The following is a 20,889-nucleotide window of genomic DNA, read 5'->3' on the forward strand; positions in this document are numbered from 1 at the left end:
CATGGATTTCTCCCGGATCACCGTCCTCTGCGTCGGCGACGTGATGCTCGACCGGTTCGTCTACGGCGACATGGAACGGATTTCTCCGGAAGCGCCGGTGCCGGTACTGCTGCTGAACAAACGCACGGAAATGCCGGGCGGCGCAGGCAACGTCGCCAGCAACGTGATCTCGCTGGGCGGCCGCGCCATCCTGATCGGCCTGGTCGGTGAGGACGACGCGGCGATAACGCTGCGGGATACGCTGCGTCTCCGGGCGCAGGTTTCTGAGATGCTGGTGCCGACACCCCGCCGGCCAACGATCTGCAAGACGCGGTTTATCGCCGCGCATCAGCAGGTGGTGCGGGCCGATGAGGAAAGCCGTCTGCCATTGCAGGCGGATGAAGCCGAACTGCTGTGCCAGGCGATCGACGCACGGCTCGAAGAAGCCGATGTCGTGATCCTTTCCGATTATGGAAAAGGCGTTTGCGATCAGATGGTGGTGCATCATCTGATCGGTGAGGCGCGGCTGCGCGATATTCCGGTCTTCGTCGATCCGAAAACACCGGATTTCCGGCATTATCGCGGAGCAACCTGCATCACGCCGAATGTGAAGGAACTGGCGGCGGCATCCGGCATGCCGGTTTCGGATAATGCCAGCGTGGAAGCAGCAGCCCGCAAAGTGATGGCGCGCGCGGAAGCGGATGCGATCCTGGCGACACGCTCCGAAAAGGGCATGATGCTGGTGCCGGCGGAGGGCGAGGCAATAGCCGTCCCTGCCCGCGCGCGCGAAGTATTTGACGTCTCCGGCGCCGGCGACACGGTGATCGCGACGATGGCGCTGGCCGTCGGTTCCGGCATGGCGTTCGATCAGGCCATGCGGATCGCGAACGCCGCGGCAGGCGTGGTCGTGGCCAAACTCGGCACGGCAACGGCTGATATCGGCGAGGTCATGCGCGAACTGCAGGCGCAGGACGAACCGGAAGAAGCGCCGCATCTGCTGACACTGACCCAGGCGAAGATGCAGGTCGCGGACTGGAAAGCACACGGTCTGACCGTCGGTTTTACGAACGGATGTTTCGACATCATCCATCCGGGACATATCAGTCTCCTCGCGGCGGCACGGTCCGCGTGCGACCGGCTGATCGTGGCGCTGAACGATGATGCGAGCGTACGGCGGCTGAAGGGAGACACACGGCCGGTGAACACGCTGGCCAGCCGGGCGGCGGTAATGGCGGCGATCCGGTCGGTCGACGCGGTGGCGGCGTTTTCTGAAGACACGCCACTTGAAATCATCCGTGAACTGATGCCGGATATTCTCATCAAAGGTTCTGATTACAGACCGGAAGATGTCGTCGGCGCAGCGGAGGTCATCGCGGCAGGCGGCCGGCTGGTGCTGGCCGATCTGCGGGACGGACATTCAACAACGGCGACGATCGGCCGGATTCAGGGACTCTGAAGGGCAGTCGCCGCGGCCGGGGAGCACCCTTATTTTCAGCCATGCCCGTTCGGAAATGCAGATGAAAGCGACACTAACGGACCGGATGGAAATGGTCTCTGGAATCCATAAGAGACGGTTCCATAAGCCGTCTCATTCAGTATCCAGATAAATTATAAAGAAATTTTTGGTGAAGCTTTTTGAAAAAGCTTCAGAAGACGCCGCCTTTTAAAAAAAGGCAGCACCCAAAAACTTTTGTCATTTTTCAAAGATCTGTCGTGAGGTGTTCTTTGATTCCGAATAAGACAAACAGACAACCGGAGCTCAGAACACATAACATCATCGGCTTGTTATGAACGTTTTTGCTCCTTTGAAGCGTTAATGTATTTGCAAACACGAGACAAAGCAGGCCCACTGTCCCAGGAGGGATCGGTATGCGAAGATGTACTATGCACGCCCCCCTTTTTCTCTATTTATAAACCGGAATCAAAGGAACCGCGTCCCTTTGTGGAGTTCGGGACAAAGCCCTGCAAAGCCACCGCACCTGTATTTGCAAAGTAGACAAACGCCCCTTTAAAACAGTCTGTAAGCAAATCCCCGCTCACCATCAGGACACCACAGGGGAACACACCCGCCGTCTCCGGCATTGAAACCGGAACTTCAGTCCATCAGCGGCGATAAACCCTGCGAACCATTCCGGCGCAAAGCAAAGGAGCAGACAACATGATCGAGATGATCGAAAAACGACGCCGCTCTCTTGGCGGAGGACTGGAAGTAGGACGCGTGCTGCCTTTCGCGCGGCGACGCATGGTCGGACCGTTCATTTTCTTTGATCATCTGGGACCACTGGATCTCGCGGCCGGCGTCGATCGCAGCGTCGATGTGCGCCCACATCCACATATCGGCCTCTCGACAATCACCTACCTCTTCTCCGGCGAGGTCATGCATCGCGACAGCCTTGGCTCCGAACAGGCCATCCGGCCGCAGGAAGTCAACTGGATGACCGCCGGCAGCGGCATCACGCACAGCGAAAGATTCGAAAAAGCACACGCCATGGGCGACCATCTGCATGGCATCCAGGCCTGGGTCGCCCTTCCCGATGGCGACGAGGAAACCGCCCCTTCCTTCTCACATCACGAAGGCGGGGATCTCCCGCAATGGGACGCGGACGGTGTGCGCGGACAGCTTATCGCCGGCAGCGCATACGGCCTGACCGCCGCGGCCCGGACTCACTCGCCGCTTTTTTATGTCCATCTTGAACTGGAACCAGGAGCGATTGCGGAAATCCCGGCGCACTGCGCGGAACGCGCCATCTACATCGCCAGAGGTGCAATCGAGATCGACGGAGAAAGACACGAAGCGGGCCGGATGCTCATCCCCGGTCCCGGCATCTCATCGTTCCGGGCGACCGAACCCGCCACCGCAATGGTGCTGGGCGGCGAACCCGTCGGGGAGCGCTTCCTCTTCTGGAACTTCGTCAGTTCCTCAAAAGCGCGACTGGCGCAGGCGGCCGAAGACTGGAAAGCCGGACGCATGAAACTGCCCGATGCGGACCATGACGAGTTCATTCCGTTACCATCCGCCGACACCGCGCCCCCTCCGATGTCATAACAGCAGACTGCTCTCAGAGAGCCGCTTCAATAGCCTTAAATGCACGAAGCTTCTCACAATAAACTTTTGCGAAAAAAATAAAAGTTTTTGGGTGTCGCCTTTTTTCCAAAAAGGCGACGTCTTCTGAAGCTTTTTGAAAAAATCTTCACCAAAAACTTCTTTACAATTGACCAGAGATTTCATGGACAGGCTTCTGAAACAGTCTCTCATTCTTTTACCGGCCTGCCAGTCCGGATACGCCGATATTCCACCAGCCTCTGTGCTGTCAGCAAAAAATCAATCGGACAGGACATCAATAAGTCATATCATGAAAGCAGACATCCGGTTTCCTTGACGAAAATGCTTCTGATACCAATATTTTCCATAATATTTGAAGGAAGGATTACAGTATGACGACGCGCGACAGGCTGTGTGCGGCGATAAAATCCCGGAGCAACGTGAGCTTTACTTATCACGGGCGGGCGCTGACCGGTTCTCCTCATGCCGTTGGCAAAGGAGACGGTGAAGAGCGGGTTCTGATCTACGTTGGCAGCGACGATCACAAAAAGGTCGAGCCCCCCGGCGGCCAATGGAAATGCCTGCCGATTGCCGATCTGTCCGATGTCGCGACGGACAGCAGCCCGTTTCATGCGGGTCATCCGGGAAAACATGAAAAAACAGGCCTGCACGAGATCGACGTTTCTCTCTGACGAAAATGGCCGCCATCAGCGTATCCGTACGATTAATTCCTCAACAGATCATACAGTTTTCAGAGAATAATGGAGACCATCATGGCGCATGATCCGCTCCCGCATGAAACATCCGCCCTGCACGAACTGGCGGAAAAGGCACAAAAACAGCCGAAACTGCTGACGAAGGACGACGTTGAAAAAATCGCGCATTTCGTTCTGAAAGGATCAGAAGGCGCAACCGAAGAGCAGAAGGCACTTGCGAAAAAAGCCCTGCACAATCCGGAAGGCGTCGAAGCGCGGGATATTGTCACGCTGGCGGAACAGATTCTGACCAGAAAAAAGGAAAGCTGAAATGACCGGACATTCGCATGAACTGCCCTCTGAACAGTCGCTTGAGCATCGCCTGAATGCTGTCCGGCGTGATCTTGCACGTGCGGAAAAGGAAGAACCGCACCGGGTTTCGGCGCTGACGGCAGAAGTGAAAAAGCTCGAAGCGGAACTGAAAATCGGACGATAAGAGACGATAAGAGACGATAAGACCGGACACGACCCTGGGACTGGCGGGAACCTCAGCCCGCATCCTGATATCGGTTTCCGGAGACTCCCGGCCTCTGGTGAGCTCCGGGCAGCACCCCGGTCTTCTTCTGCGGCATCAGACGATAAACAGCGCTCTTTCCAGTTATGAGGCAGGGCTGGCCTCCCGGTCCGCTTCGTCGGTATGATGAAGACCGGCAGGCCACGCCGTCCAGCGTCCCGACGATCAGGAGCCCTTCGCATGATCCCTTTCTCCGTTCTGGATCTCTCGCTGATCACACGCGGTTCGACACCGGCGGACGCATTTCGCAATACGCTGGACTTCGCGCGCCTTGCGGAAACGCTCGGATTTCACCGGTACTGGCTGGCCGAGCACCACTCCATGCCAGGAATCGCTTCAGCAGCAACCGCTGTCCTGATCGGACAGGTCGCCGCCACAACACAGTGCATTCGTGTCGGCGCGGGAGGCGTCATGCTCCCGAATCATTCGCCGCTGGTCGTGGCGGAGCAGTTCGGCACGCTGGAGACGCTCTTTCCCGGCCGGATCGATCTCGGCCTCGGCCGCGCTCCCGGAGCGGATCAGCGCACGGCACGTGCCCTGCGGCGCGATCCCCTGGCGCCGGACCGCTTTCCGGAAGATGTTCTCGAACTTCTGCACTATTTTGAACCCGCCGACGAAAACGATACCCATCTGGTGCGCGCCATTCCAGGCGCGGGACTTCGTGTGCCGGTCTGGCTCCTCGGATCATCGCTGTTCTCGGCCGTACTCGCCGCGCGCCTCGGGCTGCCCTACGCTTTTGCGTCCCATTTCGCGCCGGAACAGATGGAAGAGGCGATCACGCTTTACCGGGCACGCTTCGAACCATCGGAACGCTGCGCCAGACCGCATGTCATGCTGACGGTCAATGTGATTGCAGCGGATACGGATGGGGAAGCCCGACGCCTCGAAACCTCACTTCAGCAATATTTCATCGCACTGCGACGGGGACGTCCGGTCGCTTTTCCGCCGCCGGTCGATCCCGGACCCGGCCTCTGGTCCGCTCAGGAAAAAGCGATGCTCGCTCACACACTCTCCTGCACATTCGCCGGAACAACCGCGACCATCGCCCCTGATCTCAGCGCTTTCATCAGTCGGCATAAGCCCGACGAACTGATGGTTGCCGTTCCGGTCTTCGATCACGCACAGCGCCGCCACTCACTGGAACTGGCGGCACAGCTCGCGGGTCTGGTCACCGGATAAGATCGCAGTCAGAGACCCGCCGCTCTCAGTTTCTGGTCGGTTTTATACTGGCTCAGCGCGTACACAGCCCAGATTGTCGCGGGGATCCAGCCAAGAATCGTGATCTGCAAAAACAGACAGATCAGCCCCGAAATGGGCCGGCCAATTGTGAAAAACGTCAGCCAGGGCAAAAAGAATGAAATAATAAGGCGCAAGAGGAACGCTCCGTGACGGCAACACAGCCTTTACGACTGCAAAAGTCAGTAAAGCGTGCTTTATTTCCGGCTGTCCAGAGCGTTTCCGGCGTAACAGGCAGGCATCCCAGAGATCAGCCCCTGAACCGGGCAGGCACTCAATCCCATACCCGGTCCGGTTCGACATTCGTGATTACGCCGTAACAGCCTGACCCAGCGCCGTCCGCAGTTTCTGTTCCGCTTCCGGGGACAGGGAAGTCTGGATGATCCGGGCGTGACCCTTCAGCGTGGCAAGCTGCGCCATCACTTTTTCCGGCTCAGCCTTTCTGACCAGCACGAAAAGCGCCGATGTATTGGGCGTCAGCGTCTCGCCAAGCTGCTTAATGAAATTATCGTCGATCCCGTAATCACTGAACTTGCCATCCAGCGCTCCGGCCGCGGCTCCCGCGAGACTGCCAACCACAAAACCGGCAAGCGGATTCAGAAAAATCAGCCCGACGAGAGCGCCCCAGAACCCACCTGAAAGCAGCCCCCAGGAAGCACCGACCTTCTCAAGATTCACGCTCTGGTCAAGATGGATCTTACCGTCCTGCGTGCGCGTGACGACAACGGCATCCTCGAGATCGAGAAGATATTCCTTCTCAAGCTCACGACAGTTTCCCAGTTCGGCCTTCGCGCCGTCTATGCTGTCAAATCCGACAACAACAAGTGTGCTCATTACGGTCTCTTTCGATAAGTCTGTGACAGCAGCGATCAGTCGGCGGACTTGCGACCGAAGACGTAGCTGAGGAGAGAAGCGGCTGTGAGAATCAGCAGACCATAAACCTTGCACGAGGTCGGAATTTTGTTCTCGTGCTCCCGCACGTCGCTTTTCAGCGTGCTGAGATGACCGGCAATCTGCCGGTGCAGCTCTTCCTTGTGTTGATGAAGCGACTTCTCGAGATGCTTCGTGATCTCCTGAAGATCTTCCGGGCTGAGTTTTTTCAGAGTCTCGGCTGCATTCATGATCCGTCTCGTCCTGTTTCCACTCGTTCAGATCAGCCCGGAAAAACTTCCGGGCATGTCCGTTACATATTGCGCTCATAAGGATGATTTTCAAGACACCAGGCGAAAACACCCGCGTGACCCACCCCTGCTCACAGCACGGGGCCAACCATGGCCAGAACATTGTTCCAGAGCACGCGGGATTTCGGCCAGTTCATCACCGCCTCCGGCGTAACGGGAACGGAGGCGTCAAGATATGTCTGCTGCCTTTCACGGATTTCCGCCGTAAAGCCCTGATCGACAAAGAGGATATTGTTTTCAAAGTTCAGATCGAAGCTGCGCCGGTCAAGATTGGCCGACCCGATCATCGTCATCTGACCGTCGACAGTCAGCGCCTTCGTGTGAAGAAGACCATGCGGGTATTCGTAAATAGCAACGCCGGCATCCAGAAGCTCGCGATAGTAACTCCGGCTCGCCCCGGCCACGATCCAGGAGTCGTTTCGGGCCGGCACGGTGAGAGTCGTTTTCACTCCACGCCGGGCCGCCGCGCAGAGAGCGGCCTGAATCGGCTCGTCCGGAACGTAATAGGGCGTGGTGACCGTGAGTTCCCGTGCAGCGGCGCTCATCAGGGAAACAAAGACTTCCGGCATGGCTTCATAACGGACGGCGGCGCTGGTGCCGATCACCTGGGCGACAAATCCCTCTCCGTCCGGCAGGACAGCAGATCTGAGAAGATTCGTAAGATCCTCGTCGGTATGGGCAATCCAGTCACTGGCGAAGAGATGCTGATTCTGCAGCACCACAGGACCTTCAAAACGGGCCACCAGATCGACCCAGGGCGCATATTTCGCTTTGACCAGAAACGCAGCGTCGGCGCAGTTCTGACTGCCGCAATAGGTGACCCTGTTGTCGATCACGACGATTTTGCGGTGATTGCGCATATCGAAGCGGCCACGAAACGGGCGCTGGAACAGATTGCCGACAGGAAGCGCGCGAACCAGCAGAACGCCGGCATCCCGCATATCTCTCCAGTGGCGGCTGTGGATCAGGCGACGGGAGCCCAGATCGTCGGCCATGACGCGACAGGTAACACCCCGGATGGCGGCGCGTTTCAGGGCGTCCACGACCTTCATGCCGTTATGATCGGCGAGCCAGATATAGAAGCTGATATGAACGTGCTCACGGGCGGCATCGATATCCGCGACAATGGCCGCGATGGCAGTATCTGAATCCGGCATCAGTTTTGCGCGGTTGCTGCCGACAGGCGGATAGCCGCTGGCGGACTGACCGACACGAAAAAGCGGAGCGAGACGGGGCGGCAGGCCGAAATCCTTTTCAGCATCGATCAGAGCGTCGCTCCGCTTGCCCGGCACGGGAAGATCCCTGAGCGCCTCGCGGATCCGCACAACGATCAGCGGGCTCAGTTTCGTCTCGCCAAGCAGAAGATAGGCGATGACCCCGACAATGGGCAGCGCACCGAGAATCGCCACCCAGGCGACGCGTGAGGCGGGCTGCCGGTGAGGTCTCAGCAGCGCCCTGCCAATGAAAAGGATCTGCAGACTGATCGTCGTGGCCGGGCCAGCCCAGTTCCAATGCATCGCTCACGCCCCGGTCGGTTGAAATCTGAAGTGAAAAGCGGGGCACCGTATCCTTACGGAAGGATACCGACAACAGCGGGAAGCACAGCAGCAGCCGGTTGAAATCACAGCCGAAAGACCGGACTATAAAGACGGCGCGACCAGTCACTGCTTCCGCCCGGTCCCGCTGGTTCCTGCTGCCTGTACGGCTCCCGGGGCATCGGGATGGCCGCTGTTTTTGGAAAGGCTTGCGGTTTTATGCGGCTTCAGTCGCCCTGGCCCCCGCGGCTGAACAGCGGAACACAGCCCCCGGCGGAGCGGCTGGCCGACACGCTGGCGGAAGACATTCTGGCCGGCACGCTGGCCGCAGGAGATCGCCTGCCAGCGCATCGCGATCTGGCCTGGCGTCTGGAAATCGGCGTCGGATCGGTCACACGGGCCTATGCCATGTTGGAACGGCGCGGTCTGGTCCGGAGCGTGAAGGGCCGGGGCATGTTCGTCTCGGCCCGACCCGGCAGCCACAGCAGTTTTCTCGACCTCGCCTCGAACATGCCACCACCGATGTTCAGCGACCGCGCGCTGGCCCGGACACTGAACCGCCTGGCCCGCAGCGTCGATCCCGCCCTCTTCAATATCTACCCGCCGGTCGCGGGACATATCGAACACCGCCGCATCATGGCGCACTGGCTCGAAGAACTGGGCCTGACCACAGCGCCGGAGCAACTTCTTCTGACCAGCGGCGCACAGCAGGCGCTTAGCGTGGCGTTTTCAGTGGCCCATCAGCACGCAGACCTCGTTCTCACCGAAAACCTGACCTATCCGGGCATGCTCGGCGCCATCCGCCAGACCGGCGCAGCGCTGCGGGGGATTGCGATGGATGAGCGGGGCATATGTCCCGCCGCGCTGGAAGAAGCGCTTGCCGGCCTTCGCGGTCAGCGCGCCGTTCTCTACCTGACACCAACAATGCACAACCCGACCACAGCGACCATGGACCGGCAGCGGCGCGAAGACATCGTGCGGCTGTGCCGTCGCTTTGACGCCCTGATCATCGAAGACGGGGTCTATGTCTGTAAACCGGACAATGCTCTGCCGGATCTGATCTCCCTCGCCCCCGAACGCGTCTTCCATGTCAGCAGCCTGTCCAAGATCCTGAGCCCCGGCCTGAGGATCGGAGCCCTGACACCACCGGAACCGTTTCGCGAAGCCTGTCTGGGGGCGCTTCTCTGTTCATCGCTGATGATCGCCCCCCTCTCCTACGCGATGATGGCGCAGTGGATGCAGGACGGAACAGCCACCTCGGTACGGCAGTCACTGCGGACGGAAGCAGCGCGGCGGCGTGAACTGGCGGCCTCGGTTCTGGGATCGCGCATGGTGACGCCAGCCTATGACGCGTTCCATGTCTGGATGCCGATGCCCGCCAGCCAGGTACAGGCCGTCATCACACAGGCGCGGTCCTACGGCGTACTGGTGACCGACCCGGCGCCATTTCACGCGGAGGCGAAGTCAGAACCATCAGGCGTGCGGCTGTGTCTCGGGCCGGCACCCCTGCCCGACCTGACTGAGGCGCTGCACCGGGTCAGAGCGGCCTGCATGGCGACAGAGCCAAAAGTGTCACGCGACACTATTCCGATAGCCTGAAAGTGTATCGGGCGCCTATGCTCCTCGAACACGAACGGGGAGGTTACCGCATGACCGAAAAACCCATTACCGTCGTCGCCACACTTCACCTCTGGCCACAGCATCAGGACAAGGCGCTTGAAGCGATGGCCGCCTGCATCCTGGCGTCGCGGCAGGAAACCACGAACAGCGGCTATCACTGCCGGCGCGATGCGCATGATCCGCACTGCTTCGTTTTCATCGAACACTGGGCAAGCGTCGCGGCCATCCATGAGCATGAAAAGACACCGCATTTTCTGGCGATGAAGCAGGTGCTGAACAAGGCCCTGTCGAAACCGATGGATGTCCGGCTTCTGGAAGACACGGATCTGCTGCCGTGACAGGCCGCGTCTGTATCCTGGGCACGGCGGACACAAAGGCGGAAGAACTTCACTACCTGAAAGCGGTTCTGCTCGCCCGCGGCGCCGATGCATTCATCGTGGATGTGAGCACCGGCGGAGACCTCCACGCCGCCGATGTCACAGCAGCGGAGGTCGCGTCCTGCCATCCGGACGGGCCGGAAGCAGTGTTCTGCGGTGATCGCGGACAAGCCATCGCCGGAATGTCGCTGGCCCTCACACGTTTTCTCGCCGGGCGGACCGACCTGGCCGGAGCGCTGGCCATCGGCGGCTCGGGTGGAACGGCGCTGGTCGCCCCGGCCCTGCAGGCCCTGCCGATCGGCACACCAAAACTGGTCGTCTCGACAGTCGCTTCGGGAAATATCGCGCCCTATGTCGGAGAATCCGATATCGGTATGGTGTATTCCGTTGTCGATATGCAGGGACTGAACCGGATTTCACGGCAGGTCCTGGGCAACGCGGCGGATGCAATGGCCGGAATGGTGCTGCACAACCCACCACGTCACGAAGACACACACCCCGCGGTCGGCATCACAATGTTCGGGGTCACGACGCCCTGTGTGACACGGATCACAGAGACCCTGCGCGACAGGTTCGAATGCCTCGTCTTTCACGCCACCGGCGCCGGCGGCCGGTCGATGGAACGGCTGATCGACCAGGGCCTGATCCGGGGCGTGCTGGATGTCACCACAACCGAGTTCTGTGACCATATCGCCGGCGGAATCTTCCCCTGCGGCGAGGAGCGGCTGGACGCGGTGAGCCGGACAGGCGTGCCCTATGTCGGAAGCTGCGGCGGTCTCGACATGGTCAATTTCGGCGCGCGGACAACGGTCCCCGAACGGTATCAGGACCGCGTTTTCGTGGAGCATAATCCGTTCATCACGCTGATGCGGACATCGGCTGAGGAATGCGCCGCAATGGGCCGCATGATCGGACAGAAGCTGAACCGCTGCCCGGGCGAGGTCCGGTTCTTCTTCCCCGAAGGCGGATTTTCTCTGCTCGATCAGCCGGACGGACCATTTTTCAACCCGGATGCCGACGCCGCCTTCCTGGAGGCCCTGTCAGACACGCTGGAGGAAACGCCTCGCCGGAAGCTGATCCGCCTTCCCTGCGCGCTCAACGATCCGGCCTTCGCCGATGCGATGACGCGCGAATTCGAAACTCTTTTCAAGGAGACCTGAGACCATGCCAGCCATTCCACGCAGTCAGATTCTGGAGAAATTCCGCGGCATGATCGCCGCGCGCCAGCCGATCGTCGGCGGCGGCGCCGGAACCGGCCTGTCAGCAAAATGCGAGGCCGCAGGCGGGATCGATCTGATCGTTATCTACAATTCCGGCCGTTACCGCATGGCCGGCCGTGGGTCGCTGGCCGGCCTGCTGGCCTACGGAAACGCAAACCAGATCGTCATGGAAATGGCGCGCGAGGTCCTGCCCGTCGTGCCGCACACGCCGGTCCTCGCTGGCGTCAACGGCACAGACCCGTTCGTGGATTTCGATGTGTTTCTCGATGACGTCCGCCGCATCGGCTTCTCCGGTATTCAGAACTTTCCGACAGTCGGCCTGATTGACGGCAATTTCCGGAAGAATCTCGAAGAAACCGGTATGAGCTACAATATGGAAGTCGATGTCGTCGCACGGGCCAGAAAAAAAGACCTGCTGACAACGCCCTATGTTTTCGATCCGCAGCAGGCGAAAGATATGGCGAAAGCCGGCGCCGATGTCCTGGTGGCCCATATGGGACTGACAACCGGAGGCAGCATCGGCGCTGAAACAGCGTTTACGCTGGAGGACTGCATCCGGCTGATCAATGAGATCACTGATGCGGCAAAGACCGTGCGCGATGACATCATCGTCCTGTGCCATGGCGGCCCGATCGCCATGCCGGCCGACGCGCAGAAGGTTCTGGCCGGATGCCCGGACTGTCACGGGTTCTACGGCGCCTCCAGCATGGAACGCCTGCCCACGGAAACGGCGCTGGTCGAACAGACAAAAACCTTCAAGGCAATGACACGCTGAAAACAGGACACCCCGGCTTCGGTAAAGAGAAAACATTCCTGTATTTCGTAAACCGATGACAAAGCAGGGCTCTGCCCTGCACCCGGAAGGGGTCGTCACTCGCAGGCGTGCTGGGCACGACGTCCCCTTCACCCCTTTTTGATCTGATAAACCGGGATCAAAGGGACCGCGTCCCTTTGCGGGGCGCGGGGCAGGGCCCCGAAAAAACCGGACCGACGCATCCGCAAAATATACAAATACCGTAAAGGTCAGATCACATGCTCAGAAAAACAGCGCTCCCCGGACTGGCACTGGGCCTTTTCACTCTGGCGTCCGCCGCAAATGCTGCACCACTCCCGTCCTCCGCACTGCACGTCGCAATAACCTCGCAGAGGGTGATGAACGCGGTGACCGTTTCGGATAACGGACGTGTGTTCGTCTCCTTCCCCTACTGGGGCGGCGGATCGGAACCCGGTCCGACCGTGGCGGAACTGGATAAGACAGGAACGCCGCACGCCTTTCCTGATGCCGCGTGGAACGATCAGAAACAGACCGCCGGCTTTGCGGATCATTTCGTACGGGTCAACGCCATCCGCATCGGACCGGACGGATATCTCTGGATCGTGGATTCAGGCGACGCGAATGTCGGCGGCAAACCGAACCCGCCAGACGGAGCGCCGGCAAAACTGGTCGCCTTCGATCTCGCCTCCGGCAAACCGGTTCATACCATCATCCTGAAACAGGGAACGACCCCACACAGCTATGTCGACGACCTGCGCTTTCACAACGACACCCTGATCCTGACGGACGCCGGCGATCCGGCGCTGATCCTGGTGGATATGAAAACCGGACAGCAGCGCCGGGTCCTGCAGCACGCAAAATCCACCACAGATGAACGGCCGATGTATGCGGAAGGAAAACTGCTGATCAGCAACGGCAGTCCCGCCCGCGTTCACGCAGACCAGCTTGAGGTTTCGCCGGACGGCTCGGTCCTGTATTTCCAGCCAAGCTCCGGGCCAATGTATAAAATCTCCACGGCCGATCTGGAAAATCCCGGGCTGAGCGACGCGGAGCTGAACGAAAAAGTCTCCCTCTTTTACAACACGCCGACAACAGGCGGCACCGTGATCGACGGCCAGGGAAATCTCTATGTCTCGGACGTGAATAAGCTGCGCCTGCTGAAAATAACGCCGGACGGGAAAGAATCCGTGCTGATCGCCGATAAACGGCTGGTCTGGGCGGACGCGATGTGGATCGACAGCACGGGTAAACTATGGGTGCCAGCCGTGCAGCTCAACCGGACAGCATCGTTTCAGGCGGACGGCGTTTCACGGGTCAGACAACCGGTGACGATCTACACGCTGGATCTGCATCTGGCCCCTCAGCACCGGTTCTGAGGGGAACGTAACAGGGTAAAACCCGACGTTTCTTTTCGGGGCTTTGCCCCGAACCCCGCAAAGGGACGCAGTCCCTTTGATCCCGGTTTGTTAATACAGAAGGGGATAAAGAGATCGTCATGCCCGGCACGGCTTCGCGTGATAACCCTCCCGGTGCGGGGCAGAACGCTGATCAAAAGCTTGCCCGGAATTTGTGAGCATCTTTAAAAGCGACAGTTACCGTTCAGTACTCACCTGCCGATTTCCGGAAAAAGGATCACAGTCGGAGTTCCATCCGGACCAGCCCGCCACACCACTCCCCGCTCCTCATAAAGCCGCGACCGGGATGAAACGGAAGACCACTGCACCATTCAGCATAAGGAGTTTTCGCCATGCCGGAGGTATTCACGCGCCGGTTCCAACCGTTCCTTGCCATGACAATGATCGCTTCCATGGCGGCAGCGCCTTCCTCCGCCCTTGCCGAACCGGAAGCCGGAAAGCTGACAGTCCCGCCGGGATTTCATATCGCGGTCTATTCGGATCAGGTGCCGTCAGCACGGGAGATGGCCGTCGGAGATGACGGCACCGTCTATGTCGGCTCGATGAGCGCGGGAAAAGTCTATGCCTTGTCAGGGATGGACGCGAATGGACGAGCGCGGTCGGTCCGGGTCATCGCACGCGGACTGCGCCAGCCGGTGGGCGTCGCGTTCCGGAACGGCGATCTCTACATTTCGGACACAACCCGGATCGTGGTCCTGCGCGATATCGGACATCATCTGGACACGCCGCCGAAGCCAGAGATCGTGGCGGACGGACTGCCATACCGGGCCGGCGATCACTCCTGGAAGTTCATCGCCTTCGGCCCCGATGACCGGCTCTATGTTCCCATCGGAGCGCCCTGCAATATCTGCGATGTCGGGCACGCCTTCGGAAAGCTGATCAGCATGAAACCCGACGGCACGGACCGCCGGGACGAAGCCTGGGGCATTCGCAATACAGTCGGCTTCACATGGCAGCCCGGAACACAGAATCTCTGGTTCACGGATAACGGACGCGACATGCTCGGCGACGATATTCCCTCTGATGAACTGAACGAGCGGACGGCGCCCGGTCAGTCCTTCGGCTATCCCTACTGCCATCAGGGCGATCTGCCCGACCCACAATTCGGCAGACAGCACACCTGCAGCGAGTTCGTGCCCCCGGCATTGAAACTGGGCGCGCATGTGGCCGCCCTGGGACTACGGTTTTATGAAGGCAGTATGTTTCCGCCATCTTACCACGGCAATATTCTGATTGCCGAGCACGGCTCATGGAACAGAAGCGAACTTTCCGGTTATCAGGTGGTTTCCGTACATTTCGGCGCGGACGGACACCCGGAAAAGCCCGAAGTTCTGGTGAGCGGCTTCCGCGAAGATCAGGACGCATGGGGGCGCCCGGCGGATGTGCAGCCGCTGCCGGATGGAAGCGTGTTGATCAGCGACGATACGGCGGATGCCATATACCGGCTGACATATAACGGAAAGTAACGAATACCCTCTCGGCACGGAACTCATGCCGGAAGGCGACCCCCCTGACCCGCGGCACGCCAAAGAGCGGGAATAACGACAGGTCCGGTTACAGAGGCTGTTCCAAAAGCCTGCTGGCGAAACCTCCGGTTAATTATAAGGACGTTTCTTCTGAAGCTTTTTTCAGAAAGCTTCAGAAGACGCCATCTTTTTGAAAAAAGGCGGCACCCAAAAACTTTTGCCGATTGTTGTCAAAGACTTATCGTGAAGGATTCTTCGATCCCAGCCGATGCAGGCAAGTGATCTGGACTCATAAAACTACAACATCATCAGTCTGTTATGAAAATTCCTGCGCATTGAAGGCTGCTGAAACAGCCTCTTACCGGATAACTGAACCTTCCGGTCCCTCGCTGGAAGATGCCTTTCCGCAACCCCTGATGGTCCGGAACTATTAATTTGTATTCCAAATAATATTTATTCGTATAAATATCGCCTGTTCAGAAACTGTGTTTGCGGCGCAACAAATAAGCAAAAGAGTAGTCTCGGAAGCCTCGTGTGAATTGGCAATTTCCCGTCTCCGTAGTAGCGCTGATGCGCTTGAGGCGAGAAAGTCGAAATGAAAAAGCAAAAAAAAACGACAAGCCCAGGCAGCCATCGGTCTGCCTGTTTTCCACGTTTCCGGAGTGCCCTATGCTTTATACTGACATCCGGCACCGTATTTTTTCTCGGTTCCAGAGCCCCCGCCAAAGGAGCGGATACGCCTCCGGACTCTGAAAAGCCCGGCAGCGTTCGCGCCGTGGTGACTCTCAGCCCCGGCCATCCGAACGCGGGTGAAGCGCAGCCGCAACCTGCCGCAAAACAGGAAAGCGCGCCGACGCCCAGTCAGCAGCTTGAGGCTCTGTTCAATACGGAGAGTATTTCCTCATTTCTAAACCGGCATGATGACGCTCTGAGAAGCCGCGATCTGACAGCCGGCTATTACGTTCCGGCGCAGACATTCGGAAACCTGTTTCCGCAACTGGGCCGTCCGCGAAAGTGGCTGGAAAATCACGGCTTCAGTTTTCAGTTTTCCTACAAGGGCGAAGGTCTTGCCGATGTCGGCGGAGGCGAGCGGAAGGGCATGGACTATACCCATGAACTGACGCTCACGACCCGTTTCGATCTTGGAAAACTTATTGGACTCAACGGATGGTTTCTGCATGGAGTCATGCTCGAACGCGCCGGGCGCGAGGTCAGCTACGATTATGTCGGGGAACATCGCATCCTGCTCTCCGAAATCTACAGCCTCGACGGCCACAGAGCGGCGCATCTCGCCGATCTCTATCTTGAGAAATCCTTCTTTCACAACACGATAAATATCAACGTCGGACGCATCACGCTGACGCACACCTACGGAACGTCCGTACTGCTGTGCACATTCATGGTCCAGTGTTCGGCGCCTGTCGGCATCAAATCGAATCCGGGATGGAGCGTCTATCCCAAGGCGACCTGGGGCGGAACGGTGCGGCTGCGGCCGACCCGTGATCTCATCCTGCGAACAGGCGTCTACCAGGCAGGAGCGCTGACGGACAACCCGTCTGGCTGGACATGGGGCGCGGAGCGTGCGACCGGCATGATGCTGCCTGTCGAACTCACATGGGAACCGTTTTTCGGGCCTCAGAAACTGCCCGGACATTACAAATTCGGTTACGGGCACGACACATCTCACTACGCGGACCTGATCGGCACGGTTCCGGCCGCATATCGCGCCCAGGCCGGCGCCCATCCGGGAGGACCGCGCGACACGTTCTATTTCGAAGCGGACCAGATGGTCTATCGCAAAGGCGGCAATCACCAGATGGCCGGCGGCTATCTTCTGGCGGGCTATATTCACAATACACCAAGTGTTTCGACATTTACCGATCAGGTCTATATCGGTGCGTCCCTGCTCGGAATCATTCCTTACCGGCCGTTCGACCGCTTTGGCGTCATGTATTCCTATTATCAGCTCAGCCATAACCTGACGCTCGGACAGGAGTACCGGCAGATGGCCGGAGATTCGATGGGCGCATTTGTCAACGGCCCGCAAACCCATACGGCGACGCTGGAGGCATATTACGGCATCCCCGTCATTCCCGGCCTGGTTGCACAGCCTGTCTTTGAATACATGATGCGACCCGGAGAAACGTCCGTGATTCCGAACGCGATTCTTGTCGGGCTGAAAGTTCTGGCAACACTCTGAAGACATCGCGATGGAAACAGGAACTATTCCGGACAATTGCCTGACGGGTTTCTGATGGTCTGATAAGATCGACGAGCCAGTTATCTTCACGGGGCTCCGTCGCGGAGTCCCGTCCCCAGACAGAAGACCCATCCTTCTGTCTCTCATTTTGTCTGACAGATCAGATCACAGAAAGCTGCACCCCTTTGAATAAAGCATGGAGCAGGCTCCACGCTTTATTCCTTCTTCCCGAAGCGAAAATACATTTCCCATCAGACAACCTGATGTCTTCATGCTATTCAGCACGTTTTCAGAACATGCCACGATCCGGAATCGTAGGTGACACCGGTTCCGTAACCGCTCTCGCATTCGCATACTGATTTTCATCCTCCGATACAGTGGCACAGCCAGACAGAATCGGCATCAGCGTGATCGCCATTACAGACAGAATCGCGATTTTCTTTCTGTTTTTCATAATATTTTTTCTCACCCTATCTGAAACAAACTGACTTACAGATAAGACGAACCTCTCCTGTTAACCGATGAACCCATTTCTGGATCCCGGTCCTGTTTCCGGATATCCGACCCGGACGACTTCGTTTTCTTCGGAACCAGCGGCTCCCGGCTTCATCACGCTCTTTCGAACGTGCTCAGCCAGACACAATGATTTCGAACATCATCGGAGCCACGAAACAGGTTTTACCCTGCGCGCAGAATCATAAAAAATACCTGCGACGCAGAGAACGGAATATTCAGTCATAACCATCTCCCTGCCCGTTGATGCCAGACACCAAACGTAGGAACGCCATCCGGAGAAATCAACAGATAAATCACGATAAAATTCAGTAGATATCACGTATCTCTTCATAATTATCATTTATGACGGAATATTCAGCCAGAAATCAGCCTTCCCAAAGTCGGGATACAAGGATCGATTGCCGAAAGAAATTCACTATATTTCCTGATATAGAAAAGGTATTTTCTGTCCCAGTTCGGAAAGAATTATCATGACCTTACCAGCTCCAGATCTTTACGAAGCAAAGGACCAGTCCCGTAACCGCGGACATGTTGTCAGCGGATAGCAGATATCGACCAGTATCTGACGGACCATGAAAGTCCGCACTTCCCATGATCTTCAGACTGCCCCGAGCCGCGTCTCCGGAAAGCGCCTTTTATATCGCGCAGAATACAACCCCGGTCCTCAGACAAAAAAAACCCTCACATTTTCAGGTATTTTCGAATCTGACCCGGAACATGTCCGGGGTGCCTGCCTGAGAACTGATTTGTCTGCGCAGAAACGATCGGGAACTGGCTATGACAGCGGGCAACGCAGCCCGTCACTTTACTCAGAAAAACCATGTGCAGAATAAGCTTACCCACATCGGGACCATCGCCACAGGCCAGAGATCGCCCGCACGCGAAAACCGTGGCCAGTCCCGTCGCAGCCGGCCCGGCACAGGCAAACATAGCCCTGCTTCCGCAGCAAAGGCAGAGACCGGCAACTCCAGTCGTTTAACCCCGCCATCCATTCCGACCAGCAGGCCAGCCTCCCGCTGCCCTGCGATAAAATCACGCCTCCGGCTTCATTCCGGCATCGGATTACATTGCGACGTCACCACCTCTCCGGCCATGACAGCCTTCGTAAAGGCAGCAGAATCCGGCAATGAGGCATTGACCGTCTGGTCATGGTTCAGCCCCTTATAAACATGCGCCTGAACGACCGTCCCAGCAGCGCAGGCCGCCTTCACGAGACCGAGCTGAAGCGGAGGCGGCACATCCCAGTCCAGTTCGCCCGTGCCCATGAACAGCGGCTGCGCAAGCTTCAGTGTCGGATACGTCATTGCGGCCAGCGCGGGCGCAAGAGTTTTCGCAAAGCCCGGCCGGAGGGAATTGCTGAAATTCAGCCCCTCTTTCTTCACCATCTCCGTCAGCGGACCCACACACAGATCGCCCGCCTTCCGATAAGCAGACATGGCCTTCGGCGTGAAAGCATCCTCCGGGCGGAAGGCCGGATCATATCCGGCCAGACCCTGCGCAAGATAGAGCATGTAGACCATGACCGGATTATAGCTCCCGTCTGATGCGGGCTGCGCCAGAATCCGCTTCATAAGTTCAGGCGTAATATAGGGAGCGCCCGTCGCCACAACGCCGCGAATATGCAGATCCGGCGCATAATCCGGTGCGAACGCCGCCGAAGCAAAGGCCGCGCCGCCTCCCTGGGACTGACCGACAATCATCACCTCGTTCCGCAGGTCCGGCACCGAAGCCAGCGCCGCCCTGACAGCGTCCAGAAGATTATAGGCCTCCACACGGGTGTTCAGATACGGGTGTACGCCGGGTGTCCCCAGCCCCTGGTAATCAGTCCCCACTACGGCGAAGCCGCGCTTCATCCATTCCGACAGATAGCGGCGATTGCGGTCACTCCAGGGGTTGCCGGACGGCGCACAGTGATCCGCAACCCCGACCGTTCCATGCGCCCAGGCGACAACCGGCCAGCCACCGGCAGGCGGACTGCCCGCCGGCACGATGATCTCCGCCGTCACCGGAACCAGCCCTGTCCCGGTCACACCATTGGTCGAAAGATAGGTGATCCGCAGGGAAGGCCCGGCGTCCGGCAGACTGAAAGCCTCCGGCAGCGACGCGGATGCGGTCAGCATGCCTGGCCGGCCCTGAGCGTCTGCAGACGCGGCATGACCGCCGGCACTCAGAGCGGCAAGGCAGAACCCCGTCAGAAGACAGGACGCGATACGAACGGAGCGGGAGAGACGCACAGGAAATCCTTCCACGGGCAGCAGGCTTTTCCCTTGACCGCCATGCAGATTTAAACTTAACACTGTTAAGAATGATCCCCGCAGAGAACAAATGTCAAGCGCTTCAGATTCCGTCAGAGCCTCCGGAAGACGACCGGTGACCCCACGCGCTCACCCGGGAAAAGCCTACCATCACGGCGATCTGCGGGCCGCTCTCCTGTGTTCGGCACGTACCCTCCTGGAGGAACAGAGCATCGCAGCCCTGGGACTTCGCGCCATCACACGCCATGCCGGCGTCTCACAGACTGCAGCCATCCCGCATTTCGGAAACCTGACCGGCCTGCTCAGCGCACTGGCAACCGTGGGATATGAAGACCTTGCGGACGCCCTCACGCCCGCACTTCCGCAGGGCGCACACGCAGCCGGAATGGCCTATGTCCGCTTTGCCATCCGCAATCCGGGCCTGTTTACGCTCATGTTCCGCAGCGACGCCATCGACCGGAAAGAACCAGACCTGGCGGCGGCATCGGCACAGACCTCAGCCATGCTGACTCGGCTGATCGGCAGCCTGGAAGGCCCCCGTTCTTCACAAACACGCGCAGGCACCCGCGCGGCGCTCTGGGGAAAGGTCCATGGTCTTGCCGTCCTGGCGGTTGATGGCCTGCTGGAACCTCTGCTGACCTTCGACGGAGAAGAGATGTCGCTGGACGAACTGATAGCCGATGCCCTGCGATGACCCGGCACTGGAGAAACGCACCCTTCCCGGAAAAAGACCTGATTTCAGCGAAACATACCGGTTTCCGGAACTCCGCAACCCCAGGCGGAGTTCACAGGCAGCGCTCCT

General features: G+C 58.6%; 20 protein-coding genes. 14 read left to right on the forward strand and 6 right to left on the reverse strand.

Translation table 11 applies throughout. The features are described from left to right. Nucleotide 1: 1 nt before the first annotated feature. The 6 genes from hldE (at nt 2) to GOB93_RS13850 (ending at nt 5,470) form a co-directional block, all read left to right on the forward strand. Nucleotides 2-1,435, forward strand: coding sequence for a bifunctional D-glycero-beta-D-manno-heptose-7-phosphate kinase/D-glycero-beta-D-manno-heptose 1-phosphate adenylyltransferase HldE (gene hldE / locus GOB93_RS13825; protein WP_173584089.1), 1,434 nt, complete (start codon nt 2-4; stop codon nt 1,433-1,435). 702 nt (nt 1,436-2,137) lie between these two features. Continuing rightward, nucleotides 2,138-3,025 (forward strand): pirin family protein, encoded by an 888-nt coding sequence (locus GOB93_RS13830; protein WP_173584090.1) that lies wholly within the window; start codon nt 2,138-2,140, stop codon nt 3,023-3,025. A gap of 389 nt (nt 3,026-3,414) precedes the next feature. After that, nucleotides 3,415-3,714, forward strand: a complete 300-nt coding sequence (locus GOB93_RS13835; protein ID WP_173584091.1) for a hypothetical protein — start codon at nt 3,415-3,417, stop codon at nt 3,712-3,714. A gap of 81 nt (nt 3,715-3,795) precedes the next feature. Then, entirely contained in the window at nt 3,796-4,047 is a 252-nt protein-coding gene (locus tag GOB93_RS13840; protein ID WP_173584092.1) for a hypothetical protein, read from the forward strand. A gap of 1 nt (nt 4,048) precedes the next feature. After that, nucleotides 4,049-4,213 carry a hypothetical protein gene (locus GOB93_RS13845; protein WP_173584093.1) on the forward strand — a complete coding sequence of 55 codons (165 nt, stop codon included), beginning with the start codon at nt 4,049-4,051 and terminating at the stop codon, nt 4,211-4,213. 258 nt (nt 4,214-4,471) lie between these two features. Then, a complete protein-coding gene (locus GOB93_RS13850; RefSeq protein ID WP_173584094.1) occupies nt 4,472-5,470 on the forward strand; it encodes an LLM class flavin-dependent oxidoreductase in 999 nt (332 codons plus the stop codon). An 8-nt stretch (nt 5,471-5,478) separates the two neighbouring features. Here GOB93_RS13850 and GOB93_RS13855 read toward each other — a convergent pair whose 3' ends face one another. The 4 genes from GOB93_RS13855 to cls all read right to left on the reverse strand — a co-directional run bounded on the left by GOB93_RS13855 (nt 5,479) and on the right by cls (nt 8,225). Continuing rightward, nucleotides 5,479-5,664 carry a YqaE/Pmp3 family membrane protein gene (locus tag GOB93_RS13855; RefSeq protein ID WP_173584095.1) on the reverse strand — a complete coding sequence of 62 codons (186 nt, stop codon included), beginning with the start codon at nt 5,662-5,664 and terminating at the stop codon, nt 5,479-5,481. Between the two features lie 172 nt (nt 5,665-5,836). Then, nucleotides 5,837-6,361: a DUF1269 domain-containing protein gene (locus tag GOB93_RS13860; RefSeq protein ID WP_173584096.1), complete on the reverse strand. Its 525-nt coding sequence runs from the start codon at nt 6,359-6,361 to the stop codon at nt 5,837-5,839. 35 nt (nt 6,362-6,396) lie between these two features. Next, entirely contained in the window at nt 6,397-6,648 is a 252-nt protein-coding gene (locus GOB93_RS13865; RefSeq protein WP_173584097.1) for a hypothetical protein, read from the reverse strand. A gap of 131 nt (nt 6,649-6,779) precedes the next feature. Continuing rightward, nucleotides 6,780-8,225 (reverse strand): cardiolipin synthase, encoded by a 1,446-nt coding sequence (gene cls, locus GOB93_RS13870; protein ID WP_173584098.1) that lies wholly within the window; start codon nt 8,223-8,225, stop codon nt 6,780-6,782. A gap of 237 nt (nt 8,226-8,462) precedes the next feature. Between cls and GOB93_RS13875 the strand changes: the two genes are divergently transcribed. The 7 genes from GOB93_RS13875 (at nt 8,463) to GOB93_RS13905 (ending at nt 17,316) form a co-directional block, all read left to right on the forward strand. Further along, the gene (locus tag GOB93_RS13875) at nt 8,463-9,842 is read left to right on the forward strand and encodes an aminotransferase-like domain-containing protein (RefSeq protein WP_173584099.1); all 1,380 of its coding nucleotides are present in this window, start codon (nt 8,463-8,465) and stop codon (nt 9,840-9,842) included. Nucleotides 9,843-9,892: 50 nt separating this feature from the next. Continuing rightward, nucleotides 9,893-10,201 carry a putative quinol monooxygenase gene (locus GOB93_RS13880; protein ID WP_173584100.1) on the forward strand — a complete coding sequence of 103 codons (309 nt, stop codon included), beginning with the start codon at nt 9,893-9,895 and terminating at the stop codon, nt 10,199-10,201. Then, nucleotides 10,198-11,400: a Tm-1-like ATP-binding domain-containing protein gene (locus tag GOB93_RS13885; RefSeq protein WP_173584101.1), complete on the forward strand. Its 1,203-nt coding sequence runs from the start codon at nt 10,198-10,200 to the stop codon at nt 11,398-11,400. The genes GOB93_RS13880 and GOB93_RS13885 overlap by 4 nt, the downstream gene beginning before the upstream one ends. Before the next feature lie 4 nt (nt 11,401-11,404). After that, on the forward strand, nt 11,405-12,235 hold the full coding sequence (locus tag GOB93_RS13890) for a phosphoenolpyruvate hydrolase family protein (RefSeq protein WP_173584102.1): 831 nt from the start codon (nt 11,405-11,407) through the stop codon (nt 12,233-12,235). Nucleotides 12,236-12,492: 257 nt separating this feature from the next. Beyond that, the gene (locus tag GOB93_RS13895; protein WP_173584103.1) at nt 12,493-13,611 is read left to right on the forward strand and encodes an L-dopachrome tautomerase-related protein; all 1,119 of its coding nucleotides are present in this window, start codon (nt 12,493-12,495) and stop codon (nt 13,609-13,611) included. 419 nt (nt 13,612-14,030) lie between these two features. Further along, nucleotides 14,031-15,116 carry a PQQ-dependent sugar dehydrogenase gene (locus GOB93_RS13900; RefSeq protein ID WP_242010785.1) on the forward strand — a complete coding sequence of 362 codons (1,086 nt, stop codon included), beginning with the start codon at nt 14,031-14,033 and terminating at the stop codon, nt 15,114-15,116. A 595-nt stretch (nt 15,117-15,711) separates the two neighbouring features. Further along, nucleotides 15,712-17,316 carry a carbohydrate porin gene (locus tag GOB93_RS13905; protein ID WP_173584104.1) on the forward strand — a complete coding sequence of 535 codons (1,605 nt, stop codon included), beginning with the start codon at nt 15,712-15,714 and terminating at the stop codon, nt 17,314-17,316. A 289-nt stretch (nt 17,317-17,605) separates the two neighbouring features. Here GOB93_RS13905 and GOB93_RS13910 read toward each other — a convergent pair whose 3' ends face one another. Together GOB93_RS13910 and GOB93_RS13915 are read right to left on the reverse strand one after the other, a co-directional pair. Beyond that, nucleotides 17,606-17,770: a hypothetical protein gene (locus GOB93_RS13910; RefSeq protein WP_173584105.1), complete on the reverse strand. Its 165-nt coding sequence runs from the start codon at nt 17,768-17,770 to the stop codon at nt 17,606-17,608. Nucleotides 17,771-18,878: 1,108 nt separating this feature from the next. Next, on the reverse strand, nt 18,879-20,066 hold the full coding sequence (locus tag GOB93_RS13915) for a lipase family protein (protein WP_338422382.1): 1,188 nt from the start codon (nt 20,064-20,066) through the stop codon (nt 18,879-18,881). 136 nt (nt 20,067-20,202) lie between these two features. Between GOB93_RS13915 and GOB93_RS13920 the strand changes: the two genes are divergently transcribed. Then, nucleotides 20,203-20,781: a TetR/AcrR family transcriptional regulator gene (locus tag GOB93_RS13920; protein WP_338422381.1), complete on the forward strand. Its 579-nt coding sequence runs from the start codon at nt 20,203-20,205 to the stop codon at nt 20,779-20,781. Nucleotides 20,782-20,889 lie beyond the last annotated feature (108 nt).

This window comes from Acetobacter musti, from assembly GCF_011516835.1.
Lineage (GTDB): Bacteria > Pseudomonadota > Alphaproteobacteria > Acetobacterales > Acetobacteraceae > Acetobacter > Acetobacter musti.